The organism is Candidatus Kapaibacterium thiocyanatum (assembly GCA_001899175.1).
Lineage (GTDB): Bacteria > Bacteroidota > Ignavibacteria > Kapaibacteriales > Kapaibacteriaceae > Kapaibacterium > Kapaibacterium thiocyanatum.
On sequence record MKVH01000025.1, the window covers coordinates 218007 to 233759 of the forward strand.

Below are 15753 nucleotides of genomic sequence, written 5' to 3' on the forward strand. Positions count from 1 at the left end.
TCAGTACTGTACCGTGGCGAGAATCGACCGGAAGATCTGCTGCGTTTCGGGATCGGGCACAAGATCCTTGCCACTGACGGTCATCGGCACCAGGGCGAATTCGTAGTGATTGCCGATCGACGACGTGAAGACGGCGCATCGCGAGCGCAGGCTGCCGCCGGAGGCGCTGAAGTCGTAGAGGCCGAAACGACGCGGACCGAGTTCAGCCGTGGCATAGGAGCCGACGAGCTTGGTGGAACCCGCCGTCTTTCGCGAACGCTTGTTGAAGGCCACGCGCGCCAGGCCGAGCACGCCCTCGCGATCGAGCATTTCCTTCGATGGCTCGCTGCCCGGCAGCGTGCTGAAGACGGCGCTCAGCGTATAGTCGGGATTGACCGCCACGGCGATGATGTCCGACGATTCCCGGCCCTTCGTATCGATGAAGAGCCAGCCCTTCGGTAGCAGGGCTATCATGTCGCCTGCACGCGTGCGTACGAGCTCGTCGCTCATCTCGACTTCGGGCAGCGGACTCAGGGAGACGTTCTGGACTTCGGTCTTCTCGTCAGGTGCTTTCACGAACAGGCAGCCGGCCATCGTCAGCGCGATCACGACGATGGACAGGCGACGCATCATTTCCATGTGCGCTCTCCCGCCGTGATGGCTACGGTAAGTTTGTTCTCGTCCGGTACGAGGGGACAACTGTAGTTGCTGTTGTAGGCGCAATACGGATTGTAGGCCTGGTTGAAATCGATGGCGTAGGATGTGTCGTCTTCCAGATGGAGATCGAGATACCTGCCTCCGCCGTACGTTTCATCGCCACTGGTCTTGTCCTTGAACGGAACGAAGAGTTCCTGGTCATCGCTTCCGACGAAGCGGTAGGCGACGAGTTGATGCGTCCTGCCCTTGATGTCGAACGTGAAACGCCCAACGCGCACGGCGAACCGTGGCTCGTTGGTCGATGTTTCCATGGTGATGGTATCCTGCTTCGAAAACCCTTCGAAGCTCGCCTCCACCGCAAATGTTTCATCGGGTTTGTAGTAGCGCAAGCCCGTGAATGACGAGCGGACATGTTCGGGAATCGGGCTTTCGTCGGATTCCGCGAAGTCCTTGTCCTTCGCCTGACGTTGCTCGATCAGACGTTCCTCGTCGAATCCTCCCAGCTCGAGGGAGTTCTCCTCGTCTTCCGTGCATGCGGCCACGAACAGGCCCAGCATGACGATCAGGATGGTGGTGATGGATCTCACCGCTGCTCCTCTTGCGGGAAGTTCTTCCACATCATCGACTCTACGGGAGCGTTCGTGCGCTCCGTGTACTTGGCCGATGCCTTGCGGTTGTAGGGATTGAGTACGTCGCCCTGGACGGCGAAGTAGATCAACTGGCCGATGGGCATGCCTGCATAGACGCGGACGGGCTGTTTCACGCTGATCTCGAGCGTCCAGTAATTGCAGAATCCTACGTCGCCCTTGCCGGCCGTGGCATGGATGTCGATGCCCAGGCGCCCGACGCTGGACTTGCCTTCGAGGAAGGGGACGTGTTCGTGGGTTTCGGTATACTCTTCCGTGACGCCGAGGTAGAACCTGTGCGGTTCCAGGATGAAGCCGTCGTCGGGTATGGAATACATCCTGATCCGGTTGTGCTTCCTGGCGTCGAGGGTGCCGTCGACGTATTCTGCCAGCATGCGGCCGAGGTGGACGTCGTAGGAATTGGAACCCAGTGCCGAGGCATCGAACGGTTCGATCTTGATGGAACCCCGCTCCATATGGGCAAGGATTTCTTTGTCGGTGAGGATCATGGAGTCTTCCGTATACGAACGCACAATATACGGCCAATCGGCGGGACCTGTGGCCTGCGCCACGGCCGCAGCCTACCTCTCGCGATCCGCCATGGCGCGGAAAGGGCGGTAGAAGAGAGGGAGAAGCTGGCTGGCGGTCTTATCGTCTGGCCGGCCCGTACATGGCGAATCGGGCCACACCGGTACGCTGGAGGAAGTGCTTGCAGCTCGTCCAGAGGACGCCGAGACCGTAGATGGAGCTGCGGCGGAAGTTGATGGACGAGGCTTCCTCGAAATACTTCGTGGGACATGTCACCTCGCCGATGTCGAAGCCGGCGTAGATGATCTGCGACAACATCTGGTTGTCGAAGACGAAGTCATCGGAATTGCTGCGGAAGTCGATGCCCAGAAGGACGTCGCGCGAGAAGGCGCGATAACCCGTATGGTATTCCGACAGTTTCTGTCCGACGAGGAGATTCTGCACGAGCGTCAGGAAGCGGTTCGCAACGTACTTGTAGACGGGCATGCCACCCTTGAGTGCACCCTTGCCCAGGATGCGCGAAGCCAGGACGACAGGATAGAGGTCGTTGGCGATGATGCTGGCAATGGCTGGAATGAGCAGCGGCGTATACTGATAGTCCGGATGCAGCATCACGACGATGTCGGCACCGAGCTCGAGGGCCTTCGTATAGCAGGTCTTCTGATTGCCACCGTAGCCCTTGTTCTGTTCGTGGCGTATGACGTGGCGGATGCCGAGAGCATGCGCCACGTCTGCCGTATCGTCACGTGAATGATCGTCGACCAGTACGACATCGTCGACGATGTCGAATGGGATCTCCCGATAGGTCATCTCCAGTGTCTTGGACGCGTTGTAGGCCGGGAGGACGACGACGATCTTCTTGTTGTTGAGCATGCGGAGGCTGGATGGACGGTTATTCGAGCTCGAAGGTAGCGCTGACGGTGACGCGTATCTGGACCTGGCCGGCGGAGACGGTCGGTGCGCTTTCCGCATCCGCCATTTTCATCAGGCCTTGGGCGCGGTATACCGGTACCGGCGGCTGATAGTTCGAATTCTCGTTGATGGAGATGGGCTTGCCGACGCGTGCGCCCACGGCACCTGCGAGCGCTTCGGCCTTCGTGCGTGCATCCTTCGCGGCTGCGAGGCGCAGCGAGTCACGAACGGCCTTGGCGTTGCTGACGCTGAAGTCGATGTTGTTGAGCATGTTGCTGCCGACTTCCACGCTCGTGCCCACGACGGCATCGAGTTTCGAGAGATCGCGCACGAGTACGTAGACCGTATTGCGCATCGTATACTTCACGAATTCGCGTTGTCCTTCCGGACGCCAGTTGTAGACGGGTTCCAGGGACAGGTTGCTCGTCTGCACATCCTTCTCCTCGATGCCCGCCTTCTTCAGCGCGGCGAGGATGGCGCGAACCTTGGCATCGTTGTCCTTCTTTACCTGAGCAGCGACCTTGCCTTCCGTTTCCACGCCGATGGAGATCGATGCACGGTCGGGAATGAGGAACGTTTCCGCTTCGCCTTCCACCGATACCGAGCGACGATTGTCGGTGTGTTGTGCGGTCGCGGCGAACGTACCGGCGACGAAGATCATGGCGATCGCAACGATGCGCGTAATCATGGTGATGTCCTGATGGGTGATACTATACCGGAATAGGGCCATGAACGACGGCGGAGAAGGATGATTCGTTTCTGCATTCATCCGTATTCACCGCGAACTTCGTGAGGTTTCACGACTTCGTCCTGATCTTTTTACGTCGCCGCATCATCATTCGGCCGACGACAACTGATCATGGAGCTCTGCCCACTGTGCCATGAGAGCATCGAGATCGCGCTTGGTTACATCGTAGTCCGCAACGAGATTCCGCTGACGCTCGGCTTGCTTGTAAAGCTCAGGATCGGCAAGGAGTTGCTCCAGTTCGGCGATCTTTCCTTCGGTTTCCGCGACCTTCCGTTCCACATCCGTGATACGCTTCGTGATCTGCTGTTTCTGTACCGGCTTCGTTCGCGGTGCGGGCGATGGCGTAGCGACCGGCGGCGCTTCCTTGCGCTCGACCTCGCGCGGTGGCTCCTGCTGCCGCGATGCGGGTACGGGTTTGCTCGGAGCATTGACGCGCTCGAGCAGATAGTCGTCGACGTCGCCGATGTATTCCTTGATGTTGCCGTTGCGGAATTCGACGACTTTCGAGGTGAGGGAGTCGAGGAAGTCACGATCGTGGCTCACGACGATCATGGCACCATCATAATCGACCAGCGACTGCTTGAGCACTTCCTTCGCGAGCATGTCGAGGTGGTTCGTCGGCTCGTCGAGAATGAGGAGGTTGCACGGTTGCAGCAGAAGGCGTGCGAGTGCAAGGCGCGATTTCTCGCCACCACTGAGAACCGCGACCTTCTTGTTGACGTCGTCTCCCTGGAACAGGAAGGCGCCCAGCAGGGCGCGCAGGCGCGGCCGCATGTCGGCAGGCGAAGCCTGCTCCATCACTTCCAGTACGGTGTTGTGGCCACCGAGCATTTCGGCCTGATGCTGTGCATAATAGCCGAGCGTGACGTTGTGTCCGATGATGAGCTCACCACCCGTCGATGCTTCGAGTCCGGCGATGATCTTGCTCATCGTGGACTTGCCTTCGCCGTTCTTGCCGAGGAAGGCTACCTTCTCTCCGCGTTCGATCACGAAGTCGACACCACGCAGTACGTCTTTCTTGCCGTAGGATTTGCGGAGCGCCCTGGTTTCCACCACGACGCGTCCGGATCTCGGAGCGCTCGGGAAACGGAACCGCATCGATGACGTGTCTTCGTCATCGACTTCGACCTGATCCATGCGCTGCAGGTGCTTGATACGCGACTGTACGCGCGTGGCGAGCGATGCCTTGTAACGGAAGCGGTCGATGAACTTCTGTACGCGTTCACGCTCACGCTGCTGGTTCGCGGCGGCGGCCCGTTGCTGTTCCATGCGCTCGGCACGTATCTCTTCGTATGCGGAGTAGGGAGCGGGAATGTCGTAGACCTTCGTGCGCGTGATTTCGATGGTACGGTTGGTGACGTTGTCGAGGAAGGTACGGTCGTGCGAGACCAGGACGATGGCGCCGTCGTAGGAACGGAGGAATTCCTCGAGCCACTGCACCGAGTCGATGTCGAGGTGGTTCGTGGGTTCGTCGAGCAGCAGGCAGTCGGGCTTGCGGAGCAGCAGCTTCGCGAGTTCGGCACGCATCTGCCATCCGCCGCTGAACTGGTCGAGCGGTTTGTCGAATTCCACGGGATCGAAGCCGAGGCCTGTAAGGATGCGGTCGATGTCCGCATGCATCGTAAGGCCGCCCAGGCGTTCGAAGAGTTCGTGCGCATCCGTGAACCGCTGGAGCAGGTCCATGTAGGAGTCGGTTTCGTAGTCGGTGCGCTCCGTCATCTCCTTCTGCATGCCGTCCATGCGTGCCTGGAGTGCGAGTACTTCGTCGAAGGCCTGGAGTGCCGTCGCACGAAGCGAGAGCGAGGTGTCGAGCGTGAGGTCCTGCGAAAGCAGGCCGAGCGTCATGCCGTTCTGACGGGCGACTTCGCCCGACGAGGCGCGACGGTTTCCGGTGATGATGCCGAGCAACGTCGACTTGCCTGCGCCGTTACGGCCGACGAGGCCGATGCGGTCGCCGCGCTGGATCAGGAACGAGACGCCGCTGAACAGCATACGCGTACCGAGATCGACGGCGACGGCTGAGAGTGTGATCATGCTGATGGATCGATATGGTCGAGAATGACTTCGGCACAGGCGCGCTTCGACATCGGAGGATAGTCCGTCACGTCGCCCTTGCCGGTGATGATGGTAATGGTGTTGTCCGACACGCCGAAGCCGCTGCGTTCGCCTCCGGCCTTGTTGGCCACGATCATGTCGCAGTGCTTGCGGACGAGCTTGGCCCTGGCGTAGTCGATGACGTTGTCGTGCTCGAGTGCGAAGCCGACGACGATCTGGCCGTCACGCTTCCGCTCGCCGAGCGATTGCAGGATATCCGGTGTCCGCTGCAGGTGCAACGTCAGATTGCCCGCGGCATCCGTCACTTCATCTTTCTTCATCTTGCCTTCGATGCGTGCCGCAGGAGCGAAGTCGGCGACGGCCGCAGCACAGATGGCCACATCGAATGGCTGCTGCATGCAGGCGTCGTACATCTCCTGTGCCGACGTCACGCGCAGGCAGGTGATGCCGGTGGGTGACGGCAACGAGACAGGGCCCGTGACGAGCGTCACGAGGGCGCCCCGATCGCGTGCGGCTTCGGCAAGGGCGAAGCCCATCTTGCCCGATGAGTGGTTCCCGATGAACCGTACGTCGTCGATGGCTTCGTGTGTAGGCCCCGCGGTGATCAGCACTGTACGCCCGGTGAGCGCACCGGCTCCCGACAAGTGAGCGGCGTCCGGCTCCGGTATGGTCGTCGTGGGATCGGATGTCGAGGGAAGCTCGTGGGACGCCACGATCCTTACCAGGTCGTCGAGTTCCGGCAGCCGACCCTCGCCCTGCAGTCCGGATGCCAGGGCCCCGGTAGCGGGTGGAATCACGATGGCACCGTCGGTGCGGATACGGTCGACGTTCCGTTGCGTGGCGGGGTGATGCCACATGTCCGTATCCATGGCCGGAGCTACGAACAGGGGGGTATCCTTGGGGAGCGAGAAGGCCGTCAGTTGTACGGCCGTATCGGAGGCGCCGGAGGCGAGACGGGCCAGCGTCGTGGCCGAGCACGGGGCGATCAGCATCACGTCGGCCCACTGCGCCAGATGGACATGCCACGAGCCGCCTTCCTGGATCGAGGGGTCGAACATATCGGCCACGACGGCGTGCGTGCTCACGGCTTCGAGGGCCAGAGGGGTCACGAAACGTGTCGCGGAAGGGGTCATCACGACGCGGACGTCATGTCCGGCCCTGCGCAGGTCGCGTACCAGCCACGGCGTCTTGTAGGCCGAGACGCTGCCGGTGATGCCGAGGATGATGTTCATGGCTTGATCCTGAAAAACAAAGAGCCATCGCGGAAGACCGGATGGCTCGTTACTGTTTCGATGTCGATGCTTATTCGGCGGCCGTTTCCGGCGTTTCAGGCATCCGGACATTGATACGTCCGTCCATCATCTCGCGCATGGCGAGGAAGGTCGGCTTGGGGATCACGTCGAATTCCTTGCTGATGGCCATCTGATCGTAGTTCGGCGTATCCGTTTCTTCGGTGTCGATGATCACGTCGGCCATCCGCTCGGAGATCTGCGTCTTGATCTGGTCGTTGATCTGGCGCGAGCGCATTCCCATCGCGATGATGGACTGGTAGATGCTGCCCTTGGAAGATTCTTCCATGCGGACTTCGACCGGATTGACGATATAGGTGCTCATAAGAGTTCCTGACGCTGGATTCCAAAAAGGGACGACAAAGATAGGGGTTCCTGTGGATAAATCAAAGGTGTATGTCGGGCTGGTACTGTATCAGTTTGACTTTAAGTTTTTCAGGGACTTACAACAACATTTCTGCCAAAGTCCGTGTGTTTTCTACTACCTAACCCCTCATAGCCTATTTCGGGCACAGCAGGTACTGAGTACTACCTCAGGTTGAAATAATGAACAAAAATCGCCGGATCAAACCTTGTCGTCTAATCCGGCGATTTCCCACAATGGGCGGTATTGTTGGCAGCGTAATGCCTCAGCCCCCACCGAACAAGTCGAAATTCGAGTAGACTCCAAACTTCGGCATGATGCCTCCGGACCAGTTGGGAATGTCTCGGTTGTCGGGATAGTCGACGTATTTCCTGCGCGATTTGCATGGGCCACCATCTGCGTTCGAGCAGTCAGCACCTACTGAGCAATTGTCCGACGGTATGTTCGGATGACTTGGGACAAAATAGTTTGGGGCGCACTTGCAGAAGACACGGGAAAACACCCCGTCACCAAAATCGGAAATGAAATCGCCACAAAGACACCTTCCAATCTCTCCGGGTGGATTGGTGCGTGGTTCAGGAATTGTGCAAGCCTTTCCCCGGCTTGGGTTTTGCGGTAGAGCGGCAATTTCCATTGATGCAAAAAATGACACGGGTATGATGACAATCAATGCTTTACTTGTAAGCCGCACAATACTTCCTTTCAGTATACAACGATATTTCTGGTACAATGAACACTGGAGCCGACGCGGGCGACGACGTAGTACAGACCAGCATCGACGTTCATGTCATAGCTGGTCGTCCCCGATACTACCGACGCCGATTGTATGAGCTGCCCCGTCGACGAATACACGTCGAAGGCCGTAATCGGCGATGATGCGGCAAGCGTTGCACGAATCCGACGCGGGCTGCTGTGTGTGGATGCCGTGAACGTGCAGGACGCGGTCGTCGGTGAGCAGTCATTCGCTTGTTCGACCGTGTCGCAGTATGCCCGCGTACCTTCATAGTTTAGAATAATATTCGACGCGGCTTGTACCACATTGTCCCACCTCGTCCACCTCTTGTTGACAGAACCGGCTGAAGCTACGTTCACACGAATAAAGACATCCGTTGTCGGGAAACCCGCTGGTACAATGTAGACTAGACGGGAGAACAAAGGGTGTTGCGTCTGGAAACATGGCTTCTTGCTTGCAGTAGTCGACGAGAAATGCGTCGAATCCAGCAGTTCAATCCTAGCACCCGTTGACGCATTCACTACTTCGACCCACATGGAAATAGCGTCAGGATTGACAAGCTTCTTGAAGCCATATCGGTCGACGGATCTCTCCATCCAACTAATTCGCCTGAACACAGAAAGCGTATCGCCTACACTGACAGGAATAGCCTTGGTTCTCGACAATGTGCTTAACACGGCATTCGTCACCTCGGCCGTATCGGTATCGAGATACTGCGAATAGTTCCATGTCTTTTCCATGCACCAGTTATCGAGGAACACCCACCGTGAGTTTTTCCGGAACTCACTCATTTCAAGAAAGAATCTCGTCGAATCGGTCTGATGCTCGAAGTCAAAAGATGGGACAAATGACCCCGGCCCTTGTATCCCGGCCGCAGTTTCCACTCGAAGGCTCTGATCTGCCACAAACAATTGCTCCAGTGAATCGCACTGTGCAAATAGTGGCAGACTCGGACTCAGTAGAGTCAGCACTACCATAAATAATCGTATTCGGCGGAGCATGACGCGCCTCCATAGATACTATGTAACTAACCCCATTTCGACATCATATTTTACTTAACCAATATAACTAAGTCAACTAACTATTAGATGAATATTCCAAACTGGTAGTTGGAATCTTGAGGGGTACCTATGAGCAAGAACACCAGATATGTACTCTGGATGCTAGTGGGATTCGCACTGCTCTCTCAGTCTCGTGTGGTCAGTCTGTACTCCGTCATCAACGCCTATCCCATTGAAGAAACAGAGAAGCCCACCCCTTAGGGCAGGCTTCTCTATATACCCATTTCTTGGGATGGCATTGAGTCCCCAGTATATGTAGGTTCGCAACAACAGCGCTTGAGGCTTGAGTATAATGAAGCCTTGGTTCTGGATTATCCTTCTCCTCTCACTGGTGGTTGCGAACAAGGTCGTCAGGATACAAGGGGAGAAAAACGGCAATAATCGAGGAATCAAGAAATCCAACGGATTGTGAGGATATATGCGAAATAAGCCCTGTCATTACTCCCGTGATGGAAAGAAGTACATCATCCATACTAAGGAAGAGTGTAATGGCCTGAGTACAACGCCATTGCCAGAACATAGCATCCCGACCGCAATTGCTAATACTAGGAAAAGAATAACTAGTAATAATGTTGACTGGTGTAGGCTATGTTGCCGACCGGCACAGTACCTGATCCTTTGTAAAAGGAATCACCACGGTGAGGTCCAGTTGAAGGTTCTTTACATGAGAGCGATGCACCCACAGAAGCCGCGATGGGTGCCCTACGAAGATGCAATACAGCACACTGCGAATGGTGAACGATGGTACAGTACCCATAGCGGTGATCGAATAGCGCACGTGTATGTCAAGGAAGATGAGGATGGGCAGTACCTCACCACGTATCCAGACGACACGACTAAGAACAACTTGACCGAGGTGAAGGTCTGCGATTAGTTGTTTCAGGACTAGCAATACCATTGAGGATAGCCAGTAGAGGCCCCATTGCGGAATCAGACTCAAGAACCCAGGCTAATGCTTGTCTGGCTGCGTACAGTTGTTGCCAAACTGTTTTGTCCGTACGCGCCCCGTCCATTGCTTTCTCCAAAGCATTCATCTCTACGCTTATCATCCTTTCTAAGGTGAGAACCCCTACTTCCTCCTGTAGAACTTCGTGAGTTCCTTTCCTCTCTCTGTTGTTCTCATCCAGACTCCATTCCCATTCTCCACGTCCCGTCCCAGCCGGAACGGTCAACCCCGGCACCTTGCTCTGGGTCCCATATGGTCCTGTGATCTTGATCTCGCGACCGTTGACGGTCGCTATCCCACTCCATCCATTGCCTCGTGCGAAATCCACACGAAGCTGTACATGAGCGTTTCCCTTGTATTCTGGTTTCGCCCTGCGAGTGAGAGGCAACGTGACCTCTACGACCTTCTCCACAGGCAGGTCACTCTCGATCAAGGATTGAAGGTTCTTCATACCAATAAGACGTCTGGCCGCTGAGATGTTCTCCCAGCGGCCAGATTCCTGCTTTAAGACACCCAAGCTTACTTGACGACGCAGTCCGTTACACGGGGGGAGCCCATCATCTTCCCATCGGCGACACCGATGAGGGTTGTGGACTGGCCCTTCGTGAGTTTCGCTGCATCAGCTTCCGTCTGAAGCTTGCACTGGACATGACCGTAGAGTTCGTTCCCTTCAAGCTCGGCGTAGATCGACCCGAAGGTCTTCTCCACGCCCTTCACCGTTCCAGTGATAGCGATCCTCTTGCCCTTGAACTTTGCGTCGGCAGTAACCTCATTGCCGTCATAGGATTCATAGTATTCGATGGCCGTCACGGCCATGGGAGGAGTCTCCTTGGGCTTCTCCGGGGCCGTACCGGTCGAAGCCGTGGATTCTGTCGTTGACTGGACTCCGGACGCTCCAGCGTCCTTCTTTCCAGCCTGACTGCCGATGATGCCAACGACTACGATGATTCCGACCCAGAACCACAGGGTCTTGTAGATAGGTTTCTTCGTTCCCTCACTCACGAGCACACTCCGGATTGTAATTGAATTGATATGTTCGGTACGAAGTTACCATCCGGAATCTATTTATCACAATTGTGTTTATCAGCATTTTGCACCCACCCTAGCTTGGCTCATGCCAAGACCCCTATCCGAACTTAACCTATCGGAAAACCAAGAGCTTACGTTTGAGTTAGCCCTAGCAATCATCATTCGGAAACGGCGAATCGAGCTTGGAATGAGTCAGGAGGAGGTTGCGGATGACGTTTTGGGTCAATCACATATCTCGATGCTGGAGCGCGGTGTGCGAGAAATCGGGATGGGGAGATTCATCGTGCTGGCCCGAAAACTGAAGATGGAGCCGGACGAGTTGCTTCGGAAAGTTGTGGAGATGGTCGAGTCCATGGGGAAGTCGGATACTTCGAAGTAACTTCTAACCAATAATCAGCCATTTCAGTTCGTTCTCCATTGCTCACCTTGCTGAAGACGAAGAATGCTTTTTCTAACCGTGAGTATTGGGCAGCATACCAGCATCAATCACTTTACCAAAGTCACCACCGAGGAACGTGTCCGGGTCGGTGATTGGCATCGTGAACCCTGCAAACTTAGTATTGGCAAGTAGTGCTGAAACATAACCACGAGTAGTTGCGAATGCCTCCGTCACTTGTTGGCGGAACCATGCTCTACCTAACTGAGATACAGCCTCAGCAGATAGACTCTCATCGCCATAAGACACGCCAAATGCTGTTGTGACTGTTACGTGTAGAACAGCGAACACTTGGGATTCAGATTTGAGGACTTCGACAATCGCTTTCATCTTTTCTGGTTCGTCACTGTCTTTAGCCAGATCGACACTAACTAGCTTGATGTCAACGACGAACCCTATTGAGAGCCCGCCATTTTCGAGTTCGAAGATTGTCTCCACTCCTAAAGCTAGTGCATAAGTGCCATCTGACAATTCTGGGACATCAGGCATTACGGCATCACTTGCGCTAACCTTTCTAAGATGCGTTGTTGTTCTTTTTGGGGTATCCTTCTTGACCTTTGTCATGAGGACATCTCCTGAGGATACCACTGCTCTGAATGGGACATAGCAGGTATGATGAATTCAGTATTCTTCTTGATATTACCCCATACAAGATAGCGAATAGATGAACCGTGCATTGTAAGCGGTTCAATCGATATACTAGGGGGAATAGCCGACAAAAACGCTACCTCGCTGGGCGTCCAATAATCGGATCTGAACTTCCTCGAAGAATTCTTGGTAGAGCTTCTATCATAGGCCCCAATCTTATCTGCAATCTTCTGAATCAACTTATCATTGGTTAAGTTGATTCGAGTGTGATTGAGGATACTCAAAGCCTCGTCATTACGACCTAGCAAGTGAGCCATCATTGCCGCGCTAACGTTGTAAGTGTATATCGAGAGTTCTGATAGGCCCAAATCTATAACAGCACGGGCTACCTTATGCTCAAGGCCAAATGCTTCATCCAACATTCCTGTGTTCAACTCTTCACCTTCAGTGGCCTTTTCAAACAAGTCAGCCGCACGGTTATGTAGCTCAGCATAACGTATGTGTTCTGCCTTTTGCATTAGGGCCTCTCTATCACAGACATTTCGAATGGTTCGGCCATTGCGACGATAACGATCCAATCCATGTCGTCAGCACCTTTATCGACGATTCGCTGGACCTTAGATTTCACACGTTTCCTTAGTGTGGGAGTCTTCCCCCGTTCGATGCCAGAAACCTCCAAACAGCCAATCAGATCCAACGGGCTGTCTAGTGAATGGAGGTAATAGTCAAATTCCCTTGGTTTGACTGGAACTCGACCTACCAACTTCCCACAAACCGATCGAACGTACCGCAGCGCAATACAAAGTCCTAGTTGTTCCGCCCGTTCTTTTGCGATCCAATGCCCATTATCGTTCTGGATTTTGAACTGCACCTTATGGTTATCGACATGGGGTAGAGTACATCCTTGAGAATCGAATACACCAATGGATTCGCCCGGTTTTCGACCAACCGCAGTAAGGCACAAAGCAGCCCCTTCGACCATAACGTTAAGTTTTGCCGATTGGTAAGTCGTTGTATCGGCTAAGCTTCTCAAATCTAACATCACTAGTTCATTTCGTTTGAAGAAGATACTGCTGATGCTACTATGGCAATAGCAGGATTAAGATCGTTATCCTCTTCAATTCGAAGCATTCGAATATCGCGCACGGATGGTGCGAACCAGCTATATCGACGAGCCAGATCCTGTACGGCAATGACACAACGCACAGCATTTACCGTATTATCGCCGAAATACACAGAACCCTGCTGGCGAGAAAATCCACGCTCCGACAAAAAGCTTGCGATTGCGGAATAGGCGTTGGTCGAGGAATTACCGGGATAGTTGGATTGCAGTGCTGCTGTGTCTAAATCAAAAGCTATTGCGTACATAGATGTTGTATGCTTGGATGAATCAAACATTTCCTGCTATCTCCCAAGATAGAGAAAAACGGACATAGTTTCCCATCTGATTTTGCTTTCCTGTCTAAGCGTAAGTCCTTGTAAATCAACAAGAGGATTGATCATTGTACAGAATGATCAATCCAAGGTTCAGTTGCTACAGTATCTTGGATTCCAACTCCTGAATCTTCTCACGGAGTTCTTCGATGATCTTTCCTCGTTCGTCAAATCCATCCTTGAAGTAGTCGAAATCCTTAGAAAGCTGATTGACGTAATCGAAGTTCACCCAAAGCTCACCTTTGATCCAATGGTACTCCTTCAGGAAGGACAACATGGAGTTTCGGTCCAGCATTATCCTGCCGTGTGATCGGCTGTTCGGCTGTTCTGTTCCGTTTGGGGTTTCCATATCAGACCTCGACAAAGTTGACTAGAACTAGCTCTGTACCACACGCAAAGACTCCACAAGAATGAGATCATCGTGAGGTCTTCCAAGATTATCTTGCCACTGACACAGTGCAACACCACTCAGCAGGCTACGAACCGAGGCGCGAAACGCCTCGTATTCCTTTAGGGTCACGACACTCCCAACGACAATCGTCGGCTCGTCTACTTGGTTCGGGGTTTCCATGGTTCAAGCATGAGTATGAAAAAACCTGTCTTACCACAGGTAAGACAGCAATCCAACAAAAAACATGCTCAATCCAGTAACCCCAGAAGCTCCTCAATACTCCACAATCTCGTTTCAATCCCTGCTTCCATGGCCGGAGAAACCCGAAGCGTACTGTGTGTCCTGACAAAATTGTAGTACGCCAGATACAGGGCGATAGCATAGCGATGATTCTCGATATTCTTGGAGAACGCATTTGTCCTCCGAGCTAACCGCTTCACTCCCGTTCTCAAACTAAGATTGGCTCGTTCAACATAACTCGTCGAAATCTCATTCAGAGGTACGTGGCCTTGTACTACCTTCTTCACTGCTCCAGCATACCGTCGATTCTTGTGTTGTTTGACAAGTTGAGCGAATCTCACACTACGACCAAATACCTGCTCTACAGCTTCCGGATACGCACCAAATCCATCGCTAATGATCGTGATCTTACCCCTATAGCAGCGACGCACCTTTTGCATGAATATCAACGCATCTTCTGACGTTCGCTTACCAACATGAAAAACTGGCATCAAACGAGTCTTCGAACATATTCCCGTCCATAGCCAGACGGAACCACAGTCGCTCAACCCATTCATCGCTTCCGGAAGCCGGTGGTCTTTGATTCGAACAAATGAATGCTGCTCGTCAACTTCCAAACGGGTCGGCAGAAGATCCTTGAATTTGGCCTTCATCATATCCTCACACGTAGCACCTAACTCCCGTTGAAGCTTGGCTACGGTATTGATCGAGACGTTTGCTATCCGGGCCGTTCCACGGACAGAAACGCAGTCAACTAAACACTGAACGATCAATGCCCTCTTCTGCAAGGGAAGCTGATTCATTGATGTGGATATTCGTGGGCATGGGTCACCTTGAACAGTGGAAAAACAAAAACCCGCAGAACCTTACGGGACTACGGGTAACGATACCTGCGGAAAAGTGTTTCGTTCCTCGACTAGTGTACTAGCGAAACACGCATAGACGGTTCGGTCCATCCCCGCATGTGCGGGTGAGATATTTGGTCTTATTTCCGACGGATCCTTGGAGACGGACCATCCCCGCGAGTGCGGGTGACATTCTTCGGTTTGCCCCCAGAAGTTGGGAGTGGGCTACCGGGATCGGCTTTGCGCAAGAGGTTCATGAACATCGATTGCGCACTCGCCGTTGCGTCCTCGAACTGCTGGAGTTCTTCGGGCGTCTTCAATGGTGGTGGGCGTTTTCTTCGTCGCATTATGCAGTATACGGCGAATGGTGGGGAATGTTGTGCAAGGGGAAAATTGACGGGAATCCCGTCTTATATGGAAACCCCAATCAGAGAGACACTCGATCGTGCCACTGTCAACTAGATGGGGGGGGGGAACATCACACTCACAGGATTCTTATGTACTGCGAACATCAGCCCAGTGAAGAAAACATACCCGCTGAAATTGACGTGACTACGTCCCCTGACTTCATCATGGATGAAAACGGCCACCTATACGTGAACAGCAAACTGTTGACGAAGATTCCAAGTCAAGACTCAGAAGATCAATCTAGCGGCACCTGAAAAGCGAGTCCGATAGTTATACCCGGTGGTTCCATACTTGACGAGGGAATAACGCAATAAGTTTGGACCTTGAGGAAGTCTTCGTTACGCTCAACCACTTTCATCTGTAGGCGGAAGCCTCCTATATTCCGTAGCGGAATTATTCCCTTGAGAAACCGAAGCTGAGAGAGTGCCGGATCATCCCCGCGAGTGCGGGTGACATGAAGACATTTGGTGAAGGTAGCAGGACT

General features: G+C 54.0%; 18 protein-coding genes. 1 reads left to right on the plus strand and 17 read right to left on the minus strand.

Features of this window, described 5'->3' with window-relative positions; genetic code table 11:
• The 11 genes from BGO89_13580 to BGO89_13630 all read right to left on the minus strand — a co-directional run bounded on the left by BGO89_13580 (position 1) and on the right by BGO89_13630 (position 10906).
• On the minus strand, positions 1-618 hold the full coding sequence (locus tag BGO89_13580) for a hypothetical protein (GenBank protein ID OJX56359.1): 618 nt from the start codon (positions 616-618) through the stop codon (positions 1-3).
• Positions 609-1139 (minus strand): hypothetical protein, encoded by a 531-nt coding sequence (locus BGO89_13585; GenBank protein ID OJX56389.1) that lies wholly within the window; start codon positions 1137-1139, stop codon positions 609-611. The genes BGO89_13580 and BGO89_13585 overlap by 10 nt, the downstream gene beginning before the upstream one ends.
• Before the next feature lie 80 nt (positions 1140-1219).
• Complete coding sequence (locus BGO89_13590) at positions 1220-1771, minus strand: dCTP deaminase (GenBank protein ID OJX56360.1); 552 nt, start codon at positions 1769-1771, stop codon at positions 1220-1222.
• Between the two features lie 139 nt (positions 1772-1910).
• Complete coding sequence (locus BGO89_13595) at positions 1911-2663, minus strand: glycosyl transferase family 2 (protein ID OJX56361.1); 753 nt, start codon at positions 2661-2663, stop codon at positions 1911-1913.
• A gap of 19 nt (positions 2664-2682) precedes the next feature.
• Positions 2683-3432 carry a hypothetical protein gene (locus tag BGO89_13600; GenBank protein OJX56362.1) on the minus strand — a complete coding sequence of 250 codons (750 nt, stop codon included), beginning with the start codon at positions 3430-3432 and terminating at the stop codon, positions 2683-2685.
• A 105-nt stretch (positions 3433-3537) separates the two neighbouring features.
• Entirely contained in the window at positions 3538-5484 is a 1947-nt protein-coding gene (locus tag BGO89_13605) for a hypothetical protein (protein ID OJX56363.1), read from the minus strand.
• The gene (locus BGO89_13610; GenBank protein ID OJX56364.1) at positions 5481-6737 is read right to left on the minus strand and encodes a hypothetical protein; all 1257 of its coding nucleotides are present in this window, start codon (positions 6735-6737) and stop codon (positions 5481-5483) included. Before BGO89_13610 ends, BGO89_13605 begins: the two co-directional genes overlap by 4 nt.
• Positions 6738-6807: 70 nt before the next feature.
• Complete coding sequence (locus BGO89_13615) at positions 6808-7119, minus strand: hypothetical protein (GenBank protein ID OJX56365.1); 312 nt, start codon at positions 7117-7119, stop codon at positions 6808-6810.
• A 741-nt stretch (positions 7120-7860) separates the two neighbouring features.
• Positions 7861-8892, minus strand: coding sequence for a hypothetical protein (locus tag BGO89_13620; GenBank protein OJX56366.1), 1032 nt, complete (start codon positions 8890-8892; stop codon positions 7861-7863).
• Between the two features lie 896 nt (positions 8893-9788).
• The gene (locus BGO89_13625) at positions 9789-10349 is read right to left on the minus strand and encodes a hypothetical protein (GenBank protein ID OJX56367.1); all 561 of its coding nucleotides are present in this window, start codon (positions 10347-10349) and stop codon (positions 9789-9791) included.
• A 68-nt stretch (positions 10350-10417) separates the two neighbouring features.
• Positions 10418-10906: a hypothetical protein gene (locus BGO89_13630; protein ID OJX56368.1), complete on the minus strand. Its 489-nt coding sequence runs from the start codon at positions 10904-10906 to the stop codon at positions 10418-10420.
• Positions 10907-11012: 106 nt separating this feature from the next.
• Between BGO89_13630 and BGO89_13635 the strand changes: the two genes are divergently transcribed.
• Positions 11013-11306 (plus strand): hypothetical protein, encoded by a 294-nt coding sequence (locus BGO89_13635; GenBank protein OJX56369.1) that lies wholly within the window; start codon positions 11013-11015, stop codon positions 11304-11306.
• A 72-nt stretch (positions 11307-11378) separates the two neighbouring features.
• On the opposite strand, the gene BGO89_13640 is transcribed toward BGO89_13635, so the two are convergent.
• The 6 genes from BGO89_13640 to BGO89_13665 all read right to left on the minus strand — a co-directional run bounded on the left by BGO89_13640 (position 11379) and on the right by BGO89_13665 (position 14819).
• Positions 11379-11852, minus strand: a complete 474-nt coding sequence (locus BGO89_13640) for a hypothetical protein (GenBank protein OJX56370.1) — start codon at positions 11850-11852, stop codon at positions 11379-11381.
• Between the two features lie 71 nt (positions 11853-11923).
• Positions 11924-12469: a hypothetical protein gene (locus tag BGO89_13645; protein ID OJX56371.1), complete on the minus strand. Its 546-nt coding sequence runs from the start codon at positions 12467-12469 to the stop codon at positions 11924-11926.
• Positions 12469-12993 carry a hypothetical protein gene (locus BGO89_13650; protein ID OJX56372.1) on the minus strand — a complete coding sequence of 175 codons (525 nt, stop codon included), beginning with the start codon at positions 12991-12993 and terminating at the stop codon, positions 12469-12471. Before BGO89_13650 ends, BGO89_13645 begins: the two co-directional genes overlap by 1 nt.
• A 492-nt stretch (positions 12994-13485) precedes the next feature.
• Positions 13486-13680, minus strand: a complete 195-nt coding sequence (locus tag BGO89_13655) for a hypothetical protein (protein OJX56373.1) — start codon at positions 13678-13680, stop codon at positions 13486-13488.
• Between the two features lie 81 nt (positions 13681-13761).
• Entirely contained in the window at positions 13762-13956 is a 195-nt protein-coding gene (locus tag BGO89_13660) for a hypothetical protein (protein ID OJX56374.1), read from the minus strand.
• A 68-nt stretch (positions 13957-14024) separates the two neighbouring features.
• Positions 14025-14819: a hypothetical protein gene (locus BGO89_13665; GenBank protein ID OJX56375.1), complete on the minus strand. Its 795-nt coding sequence runs from the start codon at positions 14817-14819 to the stop codon at positions 14025-14027.
• Positions 14820-15753 lie beyond the last annotated feature (934 nt).

What these genes read in the sequence shown, in the direction of transcription:
- BGO89_13640 (OJX56370.1), bottom strand. Translation starts at nt 11,852, where the DNA reads ATGCCTGATGTCCCAGAATTGTCAGATGGCACTTATGCACTAGCTTTA.
- BGO89_13610 (OJX56364.1), bottom strand. Translation starts at nt 6,737, where the DNA reads ATGAACATCATCCTCGGCATCACCGGCAGCGTCTCGGCCTACAAGACG.
- BGO89_13665 (OJX56375.1), bottom strand. Translation starts at nt 14,819, where the DNA reads ATGAATCAGCTTCCCTTGCAGAAGAGGGCATTGATCGTTCAGTGTTTA.
- BGO89_13590 (OJX56360.1), bottom strand. Translation starts at nt 1,771, where the DNA reads ATGATCCTCACCGACAAAGAAATCCTTGCCCATATGGAGCGGGGTTCC.
- BGO89_13655 (OJX56373.1), bottom strand. Translation starts at nt 13,680, where the DNA reads ATGCTGGACCGAAACTCCATGTTGTCCTTCCTGAAGGAGTACCATTGG.
- BGO89_13580 (OJX56359.1), bottom strand. Translation starts at nt 618, where the DNA reads ATGGAAATGATGCGTCGCCTGTCCATCGTCGTGATCGCGCTGACGATG.
- BGO89_13605 (OJX56363.1), bottom strand. Translation starts at nt 5,484, where the DNA reads ATGATCACACTCTCAGCCGTCGCCGTCGATCTCGGTACGCGTATGCTG.
- BGO89_13635 (OJX56369.1), top strand. Translation starts at nt 11,013, where the DNA reads ATGCCAAGACCCCTATCCGAACTTAACCTATCGGAAAACCAAGAGCTT.
- BGO89_13620 (OJX56366.1), bottom strand. Translation starts at nt 8,892, where the DNA reads ATGCTCCGCCGAATACGATTATTTATGGTAGTGCTGACTCTACTGAGT.
- BGO89_13615 (OJX56365.1), bottom strand. Translation starts at nt 7,119, where the DNA reads ATGAGCACCTATATCGTCAATCCGGTCGAAGTCCGCATGGAAGAATCT.
- BGO89_13660 (OJX56374.1), bottom strand. Translation starts at nt 13,956, where the DNA reads ATGGAAACCCCGAACCAAGTAGACGAGCCGACGATTGTCGTTGGGAGT.
- BGO89_13650 (OJX56372.1), bottom strand. Translation starts at nt 12,993, where the DNA reads ATGTTAGATTTGAGAAGCTTAGCCGATACAACGACTTACCAATCGGCA.
- BGO89_13600 (OJX56362.1), bottom strand. Translation starts at nt 3,432, where the DNA reads ATGGCCCTATTCCGGTATAGTATCACCCATCAGGACATCACCATGATT.
- BGO89_13595 (OJX56361.1), bottom strand. Translation starts at nt 2,663, where the DNA reads ATGCTCAACAACAAGAAGATCGTCGTCGTCCTCCCGGCCTACAACGCG.
- BGO89_13645 (OJX56371.1), bottom strand. Translation starts at nt 12,469, where the DNA reads ATGCAAAAGGCAGAACACATACGTTATGCTGAGCTACATAACCGTGCG.
- BGO89_13625 (OJX56367.1), bottom strand. Translation starts at nt 10,349, where the DNA reads ATGAAGAACCTTCAATCCTTGATCGAGAGTGACCTGCCTGTGGAGAAG.